Genomic DNA, 16,406 nt, shown 5'->3' with positions numbered 1-16,406 from the left:
CGATCTTTGCCATAAATCGCCAAGAGTCGCCCAAGCGATTTACTTCTTTGCCGCGACCGTGGCGGCCGCTTCCTCGGCGGCGGCGGCCTCCAGTTTGGCGGCGGCACGCATAGCCGCCAGGTCGACCGCGGTGCTCTTGGCTATGATGCGAACCAACTCCCAACGCTTGAGGGCGGATTTTGGCGGACATTCGCGGATTTCCACGGTATCCCCCAGGTGCGATTCGTTTTGTTCGTCATGGACATAGCAAATGGTTTTGCGATGCAAAATCTTGCCGTATTTGGCATGCCGCACGAGGCGCGGGATTTCCACCCGACGCGTCTTGGCCGTTTTATCCGCTTTGACCACACCCACCGCCAAACGTTTCGGCATACCGCACCCAACCTCAAAAAAATCGGAACAAAAAATGACCAGCCACCATACAAACCAGCCGACCTCGACCAAGCACTGTGTTATCCATTCCGCGTTATCCATTCCGCGTTATCCATTCCGCTGCCCTAGCCAACAGCCCCGCTATTGGGCTAAACGTTGCCGCTCATTTAATATGGTCTGACAACGGGCAATCAACCGGCGGTTTTCCCGGAGCGCGCTGGGAACATCCAATTTTTCGGTCGCCTTTTGCAGGCGCAGCCGAAATAGATTTTCCGCGGCATCCTTCCAGGTTAGCCGGATTTGCTCATCGCTCATTTGACGTAAATCACTGACGGATTCCATCTCATACCTCGGGCGTTCGAACCGACAAAATTTTCAGGGAGGTTCCGGCAAAAAACCAGATCAACCACACAAGCTCCAACTTAACCCGCGGAGTTCCGCTAGGTGGAACGACGCTTGATAAAGCGAACTCGGACGGGCATCTTGTGCGCTAAACGCGACAAGCACATCCGCGCAGCTTCTTCCGATACGCCGCCAATCTCGTACAAAACCATGCCGGGCTTCAGCACCGCGGCCCAGTAATCGGGCTCGGCCTTGCCGGTACCCATGCGGGTTTCCAGCGGTTTGGCGGTAATCGACTTGTGCGGAAACATCCGCACATACAACCGACCCTCGTTGCGGAGGTACTGGCTGGCTGCCACACGACCGGCTTCGATCGTCTGGGCGCTGACCCAACCTCCCTGGGTGGTTTGTAAACCGTATTCGCCAAAGACCACGCGGTTGCCGCGGGTGGCCTCACCTCTTATACGTCCTCTTTGGCTTTTTCGGTGCTTGACTCTCTTGGGCATCAGCGCCATTGTTCACCTCGTCATAAGTCCCTTGATTGATCCACACCTGCACGCCAATATGCCCCTGGGCCGTGGCCGATTCGGCAAAGCCGTAATCGATTTTTGCCCGCAGGGTCGAGAGCGGCATTGAACCCTCGATTGATTTTTCACGACGAGCCATTTCAGCCCCGCCCAGGCGGCCGGCCAACTGGATTTTGATCCCCTTGGCCCCCCCTTCCATCGCGGTTTCGGTGGCCCGTTTCATGGTCCGGCGAAAGCTGGCCCGTTTGGCCAGTTGTTCGGCGATATCCTCGGCCACCAACTGCGCCTGGATTTCAGGACGGCCGACTTCCTCAATTTTGACATTGATCCGCCGACCCAATTCGTTTTGTAATTCTTCTTGCAGTTTTTCAACGTCCTGCCCCTTTCGACCAATAATCACACCGGGACGGGCGGCAAATACAATCACCTTGACTTCGTCGCGGGTCCGTTCAATTTCAATCTTGGGGATCCCGGCGAATTTGAATTTTTCCTTTACAAACTCGCGAATCTTGCGGTCCTCCTGCAAAAGTTCCTTGAACTCTTGCTTGCTGGCATACCAACGGCTTTTCCAGCCTTCCATGATGCCAACGCGAAAACCGACGGGATTGACTTTTTGACCCATATATGACCTGTCAACGTGTTACGACACTTTGCTGGTGATGGTACTACTGATGGTGTTACTTCCACTCCCAGAGTGAAAGTCTCAAACAGTTGAATAATTCGTTCGCTAGGGCTTTCCCGGATGAATCAGCACATTTTGGGTAATGGACCGGAACCTGCAAAACCCCATTTCCCCAAACATTACTCCTACAAAACCTCGAGCTGCACCTGAATGTGAGCGCTCCGCTTTTTAACCATAAAGGCCATCCCCCGCGCCCGGGGGCGGACCCGCTTGAACATGGGACCTTGGTCGATGCGGGCATCTACCACAATCAAATTTTCCAATTCCCGTTCGTTGCTTGATTCGGCATTGCCAATCGCGCTTTTGATCACCGCCTCCAGCAGGCGTGCGCCCCGTTGCGGCATGTATCGCAAAATGTCCAAAGCGTCGTCGGCGTATTTGCCGCGAACCAAATCCGCGATCGGCCGCACCTTGCGGGCGCTGATCCGGGCAAAGCGATGGGTGGCTATGTAACTCATGGCTATTCGTAACTCACGACAAAAACTAAACGCCAAAAAACATCCAAAACGCTATACGACCCGTGTGACTATCGATTTCCGTACCCAGTAAGTGCCTTACTTAGTAAATACCGTGCCCGGCAACTACCGCTTGGCCTCGGCCTTTTTGGCGCCGCTATGGCCACGAAACGTTCTCGTCGGGGCAAATTCCCCCAGTTTGTGCAAAATCATCTCTTCGGTCACATACACTTTCACGTGGGCCTTGCCATTGTGAACCATAAACGTGTGGCCGATAAATTCGGGTACGATGGTGCAAGCGCGGGCCCAGGTTTTGATCGGGTCTTTGCGGCCGGAATTGTTCATCGCTTCGACCTTGGCATAAACCTTGGGATCGACAAACGGACCTTTTTTTGACGAACGACTCATCGAAACAGGAACTCCCCAAAAGGATTCTTTATATTTGTCCCCACCGCAAACCAACCCAACCAACCGTTATCCAAATAGCCGCAACAAACGGACACTCAGTGGCGCGCTGACAATTACAGTAACAAAAATTACAGTACCCACAATTACTGCGGGATCTTGATCTGACCGTACCGCCGCGACCGACGGCGGCGCACAATGGCGGAATTGCTGGGTTTGCGGCGCTTGCGCGTTCCGCCCCCTTTGGCGCTCTTGCCCGTGGGACTGACCGGATGACGCCCCCCCTTGGTCCGACCTTCACCACCACCGTGCGGATGGTCGGTCGGATTCATGGCCGTGCCGCGGACATAAGGACGAATCCCTTTCCAGCGATTGCGCCCCGCCTTGCCAATCACAACATTCATGTGATCGGAATTACCCATCGTGCCAATCGTCGCCCGACAGGCCGAAGGAATACGGCGAATTTCACCGCTGGGCATGGTGATCTGGGCCCAATCCGCCTCGCGCGCCATTAACGTCGCGCTGGACCCCGCCGAACGACAAATTCGTCCGCCCCGACCCGGCTGCATTTCAATATTATGAATCGGCATGCCGGTGGGGATATTTCGCAGGGGCATCGCATTGCCCACGGTCGGCGGAGCCGTGGGGCCGCTTTGCACGGTCATGCCGGCGGTGAGTCCCTCGGGAGCCAAAACGTAACGCTTTTCTCCATCGGCATAAATCAACAAGGCGATCCGAGCGCTGCGATTGGGATCATACTGCACCGAGTCGACCTTGGCCGGGATCCCGTCCTTATCGCGACGAAAATCGATCAAGCGATATTGGCGGACGCTTCCCCCGCCACGATGGCGCGCGGTAATGACCCCCTGATTGTTCCGCCCGCCATGCTTTTTCTTGCGATGGGTCAGGGTCTTTTCCACGGTGTAGCCTTTGGTCAGCTCGGCAAAGTCGCTGACCGTGGCGCCGCGGCGGCCCGGCGAAGTCGGTTTGTATCGTCGAATTCCCATGATATTCTATGTGTCCTGGCAAACAGTTGTGCGGTGACAACGGCGGGGAGGGTTAACAATCGTCCGCCGCCAAAACCAATCAACCAACCCACTAATTAAAAAAAGTCGATCCGGTGCTCGTCGCTCAGCTTGACCACCGCTTTCTTCCAATCCGCTGTTTGGCTCATCCGCGCTCGCGTGCGGCGGGGTTTTCCCTTGCGGTTTTGAATAGCCACCCGCAGCACCTTGACATGAAACATTTCCTCGACCGCGCGGCGCACATCATATTTGGTCGCCGCTTTGTTCACCTGAAAAGCATACACGTTATCGGATTCCGATAACTCCGTCCCCTTTTCGGTAATTAAGGGGCGGATCAATACCTGATGCGGGGGCAACAGGTCCGGCTGCGACAGGTTGTCATTTTCAGTCGACATGATCACTCAATCTTGCAAAGGATTCCCGTTACCTACGAACACTCACTCAACCTAAACAGCCTAGGCCCCATTCAGCCGCCGCACCCACCATATTTTCAATTGCCCACATCCAACCAATGTGGCCCACCATACCCGCCCGCCAACCACACCCCGCACTAACCGGCGGCAGCCGCCATCTGGCTGCGCGACTTGGGCGTGGCGGCCGCTTGCTGCGTCAACTGCTCAAGCGCGCTTTTGGTTAATAGCAACCGCGCGGGACGCAAAATCGACCAGGCGTTCAAATCCCGCACCGGGGTGATTTCCACCTTGTCGATATTGCGCGTGGACAAATACACGTTTTCGTCATGCTGGGCCAAACCCACCAAGAGCGACTGATCGGCGCAATGCACCGCCCGCAAAATAGCCGCCATTTCGCGGGTCCGCGGTTTATCAAAGTGTAAGTCCTCCACCACAGTTACCTGGTTGCTTTGCAGTTTGGCCGCAATCGCCATCCGGGTGGCCAGCTGGACCGCCTTGCGCGGCAAGCGATAGCTAAAATCGCGGGGATCCTTGCGAAAAATGTGCCCCCCGCCACGACGCACACCGCTTTGCTTGGAACCAGCACGGGCGTTGCCTGTCCCTTTTTGACGGTACATCTTTTTGCCGGTCCCAGCCACCATGCCGCGCGACTTGGTCCGAAACGTCCCCTGCCGCTGATTGGCCTGGTACATCACCACCACATCATGCAACAACTGCCGATTGATCGTGGGCGCAAAGACCGCCGGATCGACATCCATCGTGCCGACTTCTTTTCCCGCCCGATCATAGACAACCAAACTGACCATAATCGCACCTGCTAGGCAAACAGCCGCATCAACGCGACCGGTAAATTGCAGCCAAAATCCACGCTCAACGCCAAGACTAACGCTTAATATTAGTCGGACGAATACTCACCAAAGCACCCGCTGGACCAGGAACAGATCCGCGAATCAACAACAAGTTATTTTCCAAATCCACCCGCACCAATTGGATATTCTTGGTCGTGACCCGTTCATTACCATAATGACCGGCCATCTTTTTGTTCTTAAACGTACGAGCGGGGTGAGTGTTACCGCTCGTACCGCCGATACCGCGATGATACTTCTTGACACCGTGGGTGGCGCGATTCCCCTTAAAGCCCCAACGCCGCATGGCACCGGTATAACCACGCCCCTTGGTATTGGCCGTGACATCGACCGCTTTGACTTCGTTAAAGAGATCCACCCGCAACTGCTGGCCCACGGCCAAGTCGCCAGCGGGTACACGAAACTCCCGCACATAACGCTGGGGTTCGCAATTGGCTTTTACGGCTGGCTCAACACCAGCCTGGGCACGCAGCTTAGAACGCTTGCTTTCCAGGGGAGCAACCTGGCCGCGCTGTGCACGAGAAGCCAGACGACGTGGTTTATCAAGATAGCCAACTTGCACCGCCTCGTATCCATCACGGTCCCGCGTGCGCAATTGCAGCACGTGACAAGGACCCGCCTGGATCACCGTAACGGGGATAGCCTCCCCCGCTTCATTAAATACTTGCGTCATCCCGACCTTGCGGCCGAGTAATCCCAGTGCCATGGCTATGATTCCTACGCAGTCTGGCTGGCGGAAGCACAAGAACCAAATCCCGCGCTAGGCGGTGATTTGTCCGGCGAATGGGAGTTACCGCCCAATCGCCAGATGTCTTGCCTTATCCCCCGAGCATCCGTGTCATGCAAGTCAAAGAATGCCTTACGGACAAACGGAACGGGTAAAAACAACCAAAATTACACACCCCAGGACGAGAACGACCCGACCAAGGGGAAAGATTCGTTATCCTACGGAATTGAACATGTCGCCACAAGGGGCGGCATGCCATTTTTCCGATTGAAATCCTAAAACCCTACACCAACCACCCGACTCAACAACAATCTCTTCCCAAGCCCCCTAATCCGCAAACACGACCCTTATGACCGGCTGCTGGCTTTGATCTTAATATCAACACCTGCCGGCAAACTCAGCTTATTGAGGGCTTCAATTGTCTTGGCGGTGGCCTGCATAATGTCAATCAGCCGCTTGTGCGTCCGAATTTCAAATTGCTGGCGGGCCTTTTTATCAATATGCGGGCTGGAAAGCACCGTGTACCGTTCAATCCGCGTTGGTAGCGGGATTGGCCCATGCACAACGGAATCGGTCCGCTTGGCGGTATCGACGATTTCCGCCGCGCTTTGGTCCAACACGGTATGGTCGTAGGCTTCCATCCGAATGCGAATACGTTCTTGCGAGGCTGCGGCCACGGGTTGCTCCGATGAATTTCGCTTGATTACCGCCGGAATTACCAGGGAAAAATCAAGTTGTTTGACATACTCAGGCAAATGCCAGTAACAGCACATTTGCCAACTCAACCATCCAATGCCAAAAGTGGCAAGCCCTGCATTCTATCAGTACCGCAAAATACCGTCAAGAGGATCTTAAAATTACATAAACTGCCATCCATAAACAACTTATGGCAAATCATGGGAATGCGCATGAATCAGGTCATTCGTCGCAAACGGCAGTAGCTGGCAAAGATTACCAGGACCACCAAACCCGCCACCACACTCGGTTCAGGGATCACAATCTGGTCAAAATTCACATTGTCAATGCCCACATTCCAGTCCAAGCCAAATTGCAAGATTAATTTACCCCCGTGGGTGTAGTTGGGGGTTACCAAGACAGACGAGCCGCTGCCGCTTCCAGGCAGCGCTAGCGGGTAGGTCTGTAGTAAGTTGTAATCCTCGTCATATAAGCGTGCGTGCTGATTTTTAGCAAAAAAGCTCCAATTTCCCACTTGAAAGCTATTGAGTCGCACGGCATAGCCAGGCTCGGGCACAAAAGCGATTTCACCAGTACTGGTTGGCTCGGTTGGATACGCGACGCCGATCAACTCGTTGTAGCCTGTCGTCCAGGTGGTCAGGTAGTTATTGAGGGTGGCGCTGTTTCCGCCTGCGATATCCAGGGTGCGGTAATCCAAGGCAATATTGGGGGTAAATCCTTTCCCCAGGCCATAGTTAAAGGTGCCCATGGTCAAGGCGTTGACATTGTCGCCGTAGTTGACGGGGAGGATGCCAAAATTAGTAAAATCCGGGTCATTGTCAAAAAGTAAAATGGTGCCCCAAGCCGGGCTAACGACCAGCGCGCAGCAAAAAACCCAAGCCGCGACCCAGCAAGAACGAAATGTGGTGTGGTTCATGAGCGTCCCTTTCCCGGTTGTGAGAAACATGAGTGGAAAATTTGAGCGATCCCCTGCCAGACGCTAAATTTAATTAGAACCTTGCCGATAATCAAGAATTTTGCACGGGGAATATTCAATAAAATGATTCTGGGCCAATATGCATTTTTTTCCGTCTGTCAAGAGCGTCAAAGTATAGTTTAAATAGAAAGTAATGTCTAAAATGCCAGTATAAAAATGTATTATTGGCGGACGGAGTTTTCCTATTAACGATAGCATCCATGCCGTTATTCCGCACTGTCGCAATCCCTTCGATGACGCAACCTATCGAAGAACTCCGAAATATCGGTCCTGCTAGTGGACGCTGCCTCAGGGAATGCGGGATAACCACAATCGAGGAACTGCAGAGGGTTGGAGCTACCTGGGCCTATAACTTGGTAAAGCGCAAATACCCCCGCACTAGCCTCAATTTGCTATGGGCGTTGGCGGCGGGGTTAGAAGAAAGAGATTGGAGAAGCTTGACCAGTCATGAAAAAATGCGTTTACAGTCCTAGTCCTTATCCCTGGATATGCCAGCTTGCGCTGCTCGTTTGTGTTATCGTTTTTTCCGGCTGCGGTACTTGGCAGCAGCCTATACTCCGGAATCAAACTACCCCGTTTTGGGAATGGTGTGTTGCAAATAAATTTGGCATTAGTACAAGCAACGGCACCTTGGTCTACAACAAACACAAAAATAGTCCCACGGGACAATTGGGCCTGATAGAATACTTGGCTTTGACATCGGCAACAGATCCACCCCAAGCGCAGAAAGCGGTCGTCGCGGCTGTGACCGATTTGCAAAAAACCGCAGAAAGTATGGGAATTATCTTGGCCGCGGACGAAAATCTGAGCCAGAACAATCCGGGAGACGAACTAACCCTTCGTTATCAATCGTCAAAGCTCAGGGGAATATTAACCGCCAGCACGGAAGCTAAAGAGTCCAAAGTAAGTGGCAAGACAACTCGCGAATTTTATCTAAAACTAAAACTTGTGGAAGAAGTCATCGCACGCAACCCTTAGCCGCACAACACCTTCTACCAGAAACTTAGCGCTTACAGCAAAATCTCTTTGACCACATTTCCATGCACGTCCGTCAGGCGGAAATCGCGCCCCTGAAAGCGGTACGTCAGCTTTTCGTGGTTGATGCCCAACTGATGCAAGATCGTGGCGTTCAGGTCGTGCACATGGACCGGCTTATCCGTGATGTTGTAGCTAAAGTCATCCGTCTCGCCATGCACGACGCCCGGTTTGACCCCTCCGCCAGCCAGCAGCATGGTAAAGCAGCGCGGATGGTGGTCGCGGCCGTAGTTGTCCTTGGTCAGGGTTCCTTGGCTATAAATCGTCCGGCCAAACTCTCCCCCCCAGACGACCAGTGTGTCTTCCAGCATTCCCTGCTGCTTCAGGTCGCGAATGAGTCCCGCGCAAACCTTGTCCATGTACGGAGCAAGCTGCTTGATGGAAGACGGCAGGCTGCCGTGATGGTCCCATCCCCGCAAAAAGACCTGCGTAAACCGCACGCCGCGCTGCGCTAATCGCCGTGCCAGCAGGCAGTTATAGGCAAACGTCCCCGGTTCCTTCACGTCCGGCCCATACAAATCCAGCACATTTTGCGGCTCCGCGGCGATGTCCACCAGCTCTGGCACGCTGGTTTGCATGCGGAAGGCCATTTCATACTGCGCGATGCGGGCGTTGATTTCGGGATCGCCCACGGCGGCTAGTTTTTGCTGGTTAAGTTCGGCCAGGCCGTCCAGCATATTGCGGCGGGCGTCGCCGGAGACACCCGGCGGATTGCTAAGGTACAGGACCGGGTCGCCCACCGAACGGAGCGCAACCCCCTGATGCTTGGTTGGCAAAAAACCCGACCCCCACAACCGGGCAAAGAGCGCCTGCGTCTGCGAGCCATTCGCAATGCGCGAATGCAGCACGACAAACGAGGGTAAATCGGCGTTAGGGCTGCCAATGCCGTATGATAGCCACGCCCCCAGGCTGGGCCGACCGGCAATTTGGCTGCCGGTTGTCATAAAGGTAATCGCCGGATCGTGGTTGATCGCCTCGGTGTTCATGGACTTAATAATACACAAATCGTCCGCCAATTTGGCCATTTCCGGCACTAATTCGCTAAACCACGCCCCCTGCTGGCCAGATTGTGCAAACTTAAAGATCGTGGGCGCGATGGGAAACCGCGCTTGACCGCTGGTCATGGTGGTGATCCGCTGGCCGTTGCGGACAGTGTCGGGCAGGTCCTTGTCGTACCATTCGGCCATCTTGGGCTTATAATCAAACAAGTCTAACTGCGACGGTCCGTCCGCCATAAACAGCCAAATAACCCGCTTGGCCTTGGGGGCATAATGCAAGTTTGGCAGGGCCGCGCCGGGCACGGTCGCCAGGGGATCGCCACCCGTGGCCGCGGTGTTATTTACCGCGCTAGATGTGCCGCTGGCGTCGTTGGCCAGTAATTGCGGCGAGATCAGCGATCCCAGCGCGGCCGCGCCCAGCCCGGTGGCCATCCGACCAAAGAAGTAGCGGCGGGTTTCGAGTTGGAAAAATTCTAGGCGAGGGTCCATGTTATAAAGTCAGAAGTATGAATGATGAATTCAGAATGAAAGACAAAACCAGTTTCAAATCTAAAATTTCAGATTTGATATTGATCGCTATTCTTTTGTCACAAATTCGTCCAGGTTCAAAATCAAATTCGCCACTAGCGTGTACGCCGCGTGTTCCGCCGGGTCCAGCGCGGCGTTGGCGGGTTTGGGCCCGACGGCCAGCAGCTTTTTCGCGCTTTCCACATCCCCCTTAAAGATTTCCAACTGTCGATCCAGCACGCGCTGCAGGACCGCCGCCTCGACTTCGGTCGGCTTGCGACCCAGGGCGGAGCGATACGCCCAAGCCAGGCGTTCGGCGGGGTTGGCTCCTCCCTCTGACAGGATCCGTTCGGCAAAAAACCGCGAAGCTTCGACAAATTGCTGATCGTTGAGTAGCGTCAGGGCCTGCAAGGGGGTATTTGTCCGGGCGCGACGGACGGTGCAGTATTCGCGGCTGGGGGCGTCAAAGGTCAAAAGATTTGGCGGCGGGGCGGTCCGCTTCCAAAAGGTGTACATGCTGCGCCGATACAACGCCTCTCCCGCATCGGGTTTGAATTCGCGGGTGTTGCTGCCGATAAAGCCGACCGCTTCCCACAACCCCTCCGGCTGGAGCGGCTTGACGCTTTTTCCGCCGATTTTTTCGACCATCAGCCCGCTGACAAACAGCGCCGCGTCGCGGATCCCCTCGGCATCCAGTCGAAAGCGCGGCCCGCGGGCAAATAACTCGTTCGTTGGGTCGCGCTGGACCAGTTCGGGTGTCACCGCCGAGGACTGACGATAGGCCTGCGACGTGACGATCAGCTTGAGCAAATGCTTCACATTCCAGCCACTTTCACGAAATTCGACCGCCAGCCAATCCAAAAGCTCGGGATGCGTGGGTAATTGCCCCTGCGCCCCAAAGTCCTCGGCCGTTTTAACCAATCCCTGTCCAAAAAACTGTTGCCATAGGCGATTGACCGTGACCCGCGCCATCAGCGGGTGGCTGGGATCGACCAGCCATTTGGCCAAGCCTAAACGGTTCAGCGGCGCGCCGGCGGGGAGCGGCGGCAACCACGCAGGAAGAGCCCGTCCCACCTTGTCCCCTTTTTTGTCGTATTGCCCGCGAATGAGCAATCGCGTCTCCCGCTCGTTTTCCATATCGGCCATGACGAGCGTGCTGGGGATCGAGTTTTCCAGGTCGTCCCGTTCCTTTTGAGTGGCGGTGATTTGTGACTGCTGTTCCGTAAACGTCTCTTTGAGTTGCGGATGAACATACTGTAAAAAATGCTCGCGGATCGCTTTCTTTTGGGCGTCGTCCCGCTTGTCCGCTTCGATTTTTAGCGCGTCCTTCACGGGCTGGGGCAATTCATTGCTGCTTTTGGCGTATTCTTCCCACACGATTTGCGATTCAAAGTTGGGCGTCCCTTGCGGTGTTTTGGTCACGATCCCCGCTTTGTCCCAATGGACGGTCCCGTCATGCTGGGTAAACGCCCAACCATTGATATTGGCCCCGGGATTCAAGCCGACTTGGGCGGCTTCGACCTCCAGGCGGACCCATTTGCCAGCTTCGGGCAGGTCTCCCGCCCGGTAACGGGCACCCGAGTTATCCGCGCCCCAGGGAATGACGTTTTCGCCCCAATAAGCGCGATGTTCCCACTGGCCGTCATTCCATTGGAGCATGATTTCCTTAGGAGGATTGGCGGGGTCAAGGAAGACATAGGCAAACAGTTTGTCCCCGGCGCCGACCTTGAGGGGGATTTTTGCCCCGGTAAAAAAGTGTTGGCTTAACCCCGTGGCGGTCCGTTTGTGCGATTTTTCGCCGCTATGGACTGGCGCGGGAGCGGTGACAAATTCCCAACCTCCTTCGGGCTTGGCCTCGGCAGGCAGGTCATCCTCGATCCAGACAAATTCCTGGGTTTCTCCTAATTTTGTGTCCGCCGGAGGACCAGGGTCGGTGTACTGGGTACTGGCCAGTTTTTCGCTAATTTGCGTTCGCAAGGCGGTTAATCGCTCATCCAGTTCGCGGCGTTTTTGTTCTTGTTCGGCGGAGGCAATTTTAATGGAAGGGGGAGGAAGCAATTGATTGCCGTCCATCGCCGCGTCCTGCGTGCTATAAAAGAACGCAAACAACTGATAGAACTCTTTTTGGGTCAGGGGATCATATTTGTGGTCATGGCAAACCGCACAGCCCGCGGTCAGGCCCAAGAAAACCGTGGCGGTGGTCTCCACCCGGTCCACGGCATAACGGACCAACACCTCCTCATCGATGGACCCCCCCTCGCCGGTGGTGACATTGCAGCGGTTAAAGCCGGTGGCGATTTTTTGCTGCGGAGTCGGTTCGGGTAATAAATCCCCGGCCAGTTGCTCGATCACGAATTGGTCATAGGGCTGATTGTTGTTATAGGCGTCAATCACCCAATCGCGATATTTCCACATCGAGCGTTCGTTATCCAGGTGCAAACCGTGCGTGTCGCCATAGCGGGCGGCATCCAGCCAGTAGCGGGCCTGATGTTCACCGTAGCGGGGAGAGGCCAGCAGTCGATCCACCAACTTTTCGTAGGCCTCGGGGCTTTCATCAGCCAAAAACGCGTCAATCTCGGCCACGGTCGGTGGCAAACCAGTCAAATCTTGCGTGACGCGGCGGATGAGGGTGACTTTGTCCGCGGAGGGTGCGGGAGTAAGCTTTTCGCGATTTAGCCGGTCCAGAATAAACCGATCAAGCGGGTTTTTGGCCCATGATTCGTTGGCCACGGTCGGGGGTTCAGGCCGGGTGGGAGCCACAAACGACCAATGCTGCTGCACCGGCGCGCCGCTATCGATCCAGCGGCGGATCAGTTCAATTTCCTGCTCGGTCAGCGTTTTTCCGCTGTCGGGAGGGGGCATTTTCAGTGCGGGATCGCTGGAGGTGATCCGCTGGAGCACTTCACTTTCCGCGCTTTTGCCAGCCAGGATCGCCACTGCACCCGAGTCGGTTTTGGCGGTAAAACCCTCGGCCACGTCCAGGCGTAACCCCGCCTGGCGCTGCGCCTCGTCCGGGCCATGGCATTTGTAACAACGGTCGGAAAGGAGCGGTCGGATGTCGTGGCGATAGCTGACTTCGCCAGCGTTCGCGGGGGGCATGGCAGGCCCATCCGCCCGCACACAGGGCGTGAAACCAACGATAATGATCCACAGACTAAAGCAGGCACAGGCCCACGAAAACGTTCGCATCGGCGGGAACCTTCTTAGTTGGTAGATAGCGGGGGCTATTTGTAGGGCGGATTGTGATCCGCCGAGTTGTGGCGGAGGCGGGCGGGGTGGGCGGGAGAGTTTTCCCCCCAGCCTTTGAGTTTGCGCTTGGCGGGGGGGAAATGCAAGCAATTTTTCGAGTTAGAAGGGAAGAGAAATTCCCTAGCGTAGCAGCCGGCGTCCCGTGGCGGGGAAAGTAGCAGGCAGCGTCCCGCTGCCGAATAAAGTAGTAGGCAGCGTCCCGCTGCCGTAACAGAACTACTTCATACTGCGAAACCTGGAAGGTCCCGGCCACGTACCAAACAGCGTCCCGCTGCCGTAACAGAACTACTTCATACTGCGAAACCGGGAAGATCCCGCCACATAGCAGCATATTCTGCCCTACATTTATTCTTCACAGCGGACTGTGAAGAGCACATTCTACGCCAATTCGTCTAAAAGGCGGTCCAGGGCGGCGTCGAGTTTGTCATCGGTCTCATAAGTGCCACTGGCAATTTGTTGACGGATGGCATTCACCCGATCGGCCCGAATGTCGGGCAAATTCCCCAGCTTTTCCGCATACAGACCTTGGCTAGAAATCTCCAGCGTGTCGCGCGTGTCGATCCCGCTGGCCGCGCCGGTGGTTCCCCCGGAGCGGGTGTTAATGTGCGGCGTGCCGATGCCTTGGGGTCCGTGCAAGTGGGCGGTTCCGTAAATTTGCATGATCTAACTCTCCCAAAAACGCGGTATTCGACCAGGCAGGGCGAGTCACCCGGCAAATTCCGCTAGTCGTGGTAAACCGACCATCGTCGGTGCAAACGCGGGAAAATCGTGTCGACCGTTGTCTGCCGGGGAAAAACCCGAACGGGTTTTTCGGACAATCCCAGCCAACCTCGGGCCTTTTGTAGCGGGCGAACACCCCGCAACACAACTACCGCATTTGACTCATAAGGAATATGTATTTTGTGGGGCGAAATCCGGCCTCTCAAAAATTGCGATCAAACCGCACGCGCTTGATAGCCGGATCACCAACCCTGTACTGGGTAACATCGGGTAAAAAACTGACCAAAAACCCAAAATCCCGCCAAATGCCTGTTGACCGGATCATACGCATCGCTCCGATTGCGTGCAGAGCGAACACTTAATCCTTGGGCGCGGCAATGTTGTTAAACTTCAACATGCCGGGTATCAAAATTCCGGGCTAAACATCACCGTCCCGCAACGCTCTCGTCGCATTTTTTCCCGGGGTGTGGCGGAATGACAACATCGTGGGAATCCAAGTCGCCAAACACGCCACCGACCCAACGAAATAGCGACCCAACAAAAAATTCGGTCCGATGATTCACGCCAAAGGGAGACGTTGCTCCATCAACCTGACCACAAGTTCTTACTTTATCAATAAGTATCATCTGCCAATCGGCAAACCTGCGGCTTGATAGATAACAACGATCAACTCCATTTGACCGTCAAAAACCGACCTGCAAATCTTTTCGGCCCCGTATGCACTAAATCCAGGATGGGAACTCCCCACATCAGTCTTACGCAGTCTCCAACTATCTGTTCGCTTGTACCCTGAAATATTTTGAATTTTTATTCCGATGGGATCCTAAGCAAAATAGTAAAATCTGACAAGATTGGTAGCCTGGCAGCGGGGGATTTTATTCTTGATTGCTAGCAAGTTTTTGCAAAAAACACGGGACTTTGCCACACTCACGGGGTTTCTGAACTGGGTTTCCCAACCAGCCTTAGCCACGCCCTTTTCCAATTATTCGCTTCCCCAGGCGACATTTGCCCCGCTGGACCGTTATAGTTCTTATGAGCCGTAGGTGTCGCACCACGGGCATTTTTAAATTAATTTGCCGTTTTTACGTTGGACTTTGCCGGTCCGCGCTCCCTTTTTTTCAGGACCATTCACTATGAAACGCTTTTGGAAACATGCCCTCTGCTGCGCCAGCCTGACCCTGGTAACGCCGCTGAGCCTGATTTTTGCCGAAGACCCCCAGCCGAAACCTGACGCCGTGGAAGCCAAAAACGCGGAACTGTTTGCCGAACTGGACAAAAACGCCGATGGCGAATTAGCCACCGACGAAGTCCCCGCCGAGCAAAAACGCCTGGTTGCGCGACTGCTGCGCAACGCCGACAAGGATGGCAACGGTACACTCAGCGTGGCTGAATTTACCGCGGGGTTGGCCAAAAAAACCCCAGCGGGAGAAGCCCTCCCCGGTGGTCTGGCCGGACCGGGGGGCAACCCCCTGGCTGATCGCATCAACCCCGCCCAACTCTTTAAACGGCTCGATCAAGATGGTGATGGCAAGGTCTCGATCGATGACGTCCCCGAGGAACGCCGCGAACGCCTGGGCCGGCTGCTAAAAATGGCGGACAAGGACCAAGATGGCAGCATTACCGAAGAAGAATTTACGGCGGGAATGAAGCGAATGCGGGAACTGTCGGGAGGGAGCGCGCCTGATCCCGCAATGAACGATAAACCCCCGGCGGACGCTCCCCCCGAGGTAGCTCCTCCCGCCGTAGGTCCAGGTGGCCCAGAAGGCCCTGTAGGCCCCGGCGGTCCGGGTGGACCCGGTGGTCCTGGCCGCCCAGGTCGACCTGGCGGTCCAGGTGGCCCCGGTGGCCCCGGTGGACCAGGTGGTCCAGGCCGTCCAGGGGGAATGGGCATGGGGCCACTGATGATCGTTCTGGATGCGGATAAGGACGGCACCATATCCGCCGATGAAATCGCCAATGCCGCGGAAGCCCTCAAAAGTTTGGATAAGAACAACGATGGCCAGCTTGACCGCGAAGAACTGCGTCCCATGGGTGGCCCCCGTCCCGGCCCCGGTGGCGAAGGGGGACCGGGTCGACCGGGACTTTTCCGCCCTGGCGGAGCAAATCCGGGTGAGCCAGGCGCTCCAGGCGAAGGACCACGTCCCAAAGGGCCAAATCGCCCGGGAAAAGGCCGCCCATCGGCGGAGCCAGAGTAACGGACATGGTAAGGGTTTTAGCCCGTAAACCAAGTAATTTGCACTACTACCGTCAAATTCTGTGCCTTGTGCGAATATCCTAGCCTTTACTTACCAAAGGCATTTTGTGGGCCAAAGGCCCAACCTATCCCAGCCTAGGGCAAGCGCAGCGCCGCCCTAGGTCAAAAGCAACATACAAGGAAAGGGCCAACGGCCCGATCAATCCGCTTTAGGAAG

General features: G+C 55.5%; 18 protein-coding genes. 3 read left to right on the top strand and 15 right to left on the bottom strand.

The features are described from left to right. Positions 1-39: 39 nt before the first annotated feature. From rpsQ to SFX18_11230, 12 genes are all read right to left on the bottom strand, one after another. Positions 40-372 (bottom strand): 30S ribosomal protein S17, encoded by a 333-nt coding sequence (rpsQ, locus tag SFX18_11285; GenBank protein MDX1963729.1) that lies wholly within the window; start codon positions 370-372, stop codon positions 40-42. A gap of 141 nt (positions 373-513) precedes the next feature. Then, complete coding sequence (rpmC, locus tag SFX18_11280; protein ID MDX1963728.1) at positions 514-714, bottom strand: 50S ribosomal protein L29; 201 nt, start codon at positions 712-714, stop codon at positions 514-516. Positions 715-812: 98 nt separating this feature from the next. Beyond that, positions 813-1,220, bottom strand: a complete 408-nt coding sequence (gene rplP / locus SFX18_11275) for a 50S ribosomal protein L16 (GenBank protein MDX1963727.1) — start codon at positions 1,218-1,220, stop codon at positions 813-815. After that, positions 1,168-1,863, bottom strand: a complete 696-nt coding sequence (gene rpsC, locus SFX18_11270; protein ID MDX1963726.1) for a 30S ribosomal protein S3 — start codon at positions 1,861-1,863, stop codon at positions 1,168-1,170. The genes rplP and rpsC overlap by 53 nt, the downstream gene beginning before the upstream one ends. A 185-nt stretch (positions 1,864-2,048) precedes the next feature. Further along, positions 2,049-2,381 carry a 50S ribosomal protein L22 gene (gene rplV, locus SFX18_11265; protein ID MDX1963725.1) on the bottom strand — a complete coding sequence of 111 codons (333 nt, stop codon included), beginning with the start codon at positions 2,379-2,381 and terminating at the stop codon, positions 2,049-2,051. Between the two features lie 123 nt (positions 2,382-2,504). Continuing rightward, positions 2,505-2,786, bottom strand: a complete 282-nt coding sequence (gene rpsS / locus SFX18_11260; protein ID MDX1963724.1) for a 30S ribosomal protein S19 — start codon at positions 2,784-2,786, stop codon at positions 2,505-2,507. A 143-nt stretch (positions 2,787-2,929) separates the two neighbouring features. Next, a complete protein-coding gene (gene rplB / locus SFX18_11255; GenBank protein ID MDX1963723.1) occupies positions 2,930-3,790 on the bottom strand; it encodes a 50S ribosomal protein L2 in 861 nt (286 codons plus the stop codon). A 95-nt stretch (positions 3,791-3,885) separates the two neighbouring features. Then, a complete protein-coding gene (gene rplW / locus SFX18_11250) occupies positions 3,886-4,203 on the bottom strand; it encodes a 50S ribosomal protein L23 (GenBank protein MDX1963722.1) in 318 nt (105 codons plus the stop codon). Between the two features lie 155 nt (positions 4,204-4,358). Next, positions 4,359-5,027, bottom strand: a complete 669-nt coding sequence (rplD, locus tag SFX18_11245) for a 50S ribosomal protein L4 (GenBank protein ID MDX1963721.1) — start codon at positions 5,025-5,027, stop codon at positions 4,359-4,361. Positions 5,028-5,103: 76 nt separating this feature from the next. After that, positions 5,104-5,793: a 50S ribosomal protein L3 gene (gene rplC / locus SFX18_11240; GenBank protein ID MDX1963720.1), complete on the bottom strand. Its 690-nt coding sequence runs from the start codon at positions 5,791-5,793 to the stop codon at positions 5,104-5,106. A 368-nt stretch (positions 5,794-6,161) separates the two neighbouring features. After that, on the bottom strand, positions 6,162-6,491 hold the full coding sequence (gene rpsJ, locus SFX18_11235) for a 30S ribosomal protein S10 (protein MDX1963719.1): 330 nt from the start codon (positions 6,489-6,491) through the stop codon (positions 6,162-6,164). A gap of 236 nt (positions 6,492-6,727) precedes the next feature. After that, positions 6,728-7,426 (bottom strand): PEP-CTERM sorting domain-containing protein, encoded by a 699-nt coding sequence (locus SFX18_11230; GenBank protein MDX1963718.1) that lies wholly within the window; start codon positions 7,424-7,426, stop codon positions 6,728-6,730. 507 nt (positions 7,427-7,933) lie between these two features. Between SFX18_11230 and SFX18_11225 the strand changes: the two genes are divergently transcribed. After that, on the top strand, positions 7,934-8,464 hold the full coding sequence (locus SFX18_11225) for a hypothetical protein (GenBank protein ID MDX1963717.1): 531 nt from the start codon (positions 7,934-7,936) through the stop codon (positions 8,462-8,464). A gap of 32 nt (positions 8,465-8,496) precedes the next feature. Here SFX18_11225 and SFX18_11220 read toward each other — a convergent pair whose 3' ends face one another. The 3 genes from SFX18_11220 to SFX18_11210 all read right to left on the bottom strand — a co-directional run bounded on the left by SFX18_11220 (position 8,497) and on the right by SFX18_11210 (position 13,935). Beyond that, the gene (locus SFX18_11220; GenBank protein ID MDX1963716.1) at positions 8,497-10,008 is read right to left on the bottom strand and encodes a DUF1501 domain-containing protein; all 1,512 of its coding nucleotides are present in this window, start codon (positions 10,006-10,008) and stop codon (positions 8,497-8,499) included. 87 nt (positions 10,009-10,095) lie between these two features. Then, positions 10,096-13,215: a PSD1 and planctomycete cytochrome C domain-containing protein gene (locus SFX18_11215; protein MDX1963715.1), complete on the bottom strand. Its 3,120-nt coding sequence runs from the start codon at positions 13,213-13,215 to the stop codon at positions 10,096-10,098. A 438-nt stretch (positions 13,216-13,653) separates the two neighbouring features. Beyond that, complete coding sequence (locus SFX18_11210; GenBank protein ID MDX1963714.1) at positions 13,654-13,935, bottom strand: flagellar biosynthesis anti-sigma factor FlgM; 282 nt, start codon at positions 13,933-13,935, stop codon at positions 13,654-13,656. A gap of 941 nt (positions 13,936-14,876) precedes the next feature. Here SFX18_11210 and SFX18_11205 point away from each other — a divergent pair. Then, positions 14,877-15,038: a hypothetical protein gene (locus tag SFX18_11205; protein ID MDX1963713.1), complete on the top strand. Its 162-nt coding sequence runs from the start codon at positions 14,877-14,879 to the stop codon at positions 15,036-15,038. Between the two features lie 90 nt (positions 15,039-15,128). Then, positions 15,129-16,190, top strand: coding sequence for a hypothetical protein (locus SFX18_11200; protein ID MDX1963712.1), 1,062 nt, complete (start codon positions 15,129-15,131; stop codon positions 16,188-16,190). The last annotated feature ends 216 nt before the right edge of the window (positions 16,191-16,406 follow it).

This window comes from Pirellulales bacterium (genome assembly GCA_033762255.1).
Classification (GTDB): Bacteria; Planctomycetota; Planctomycetia; order Pirellulales; family JALHPA01; genus JANRLT01.
Note: the sequence above shows the minus strand (reverse complement) of the source record. Positions and strands in the feature narration are given on the sequence as shown.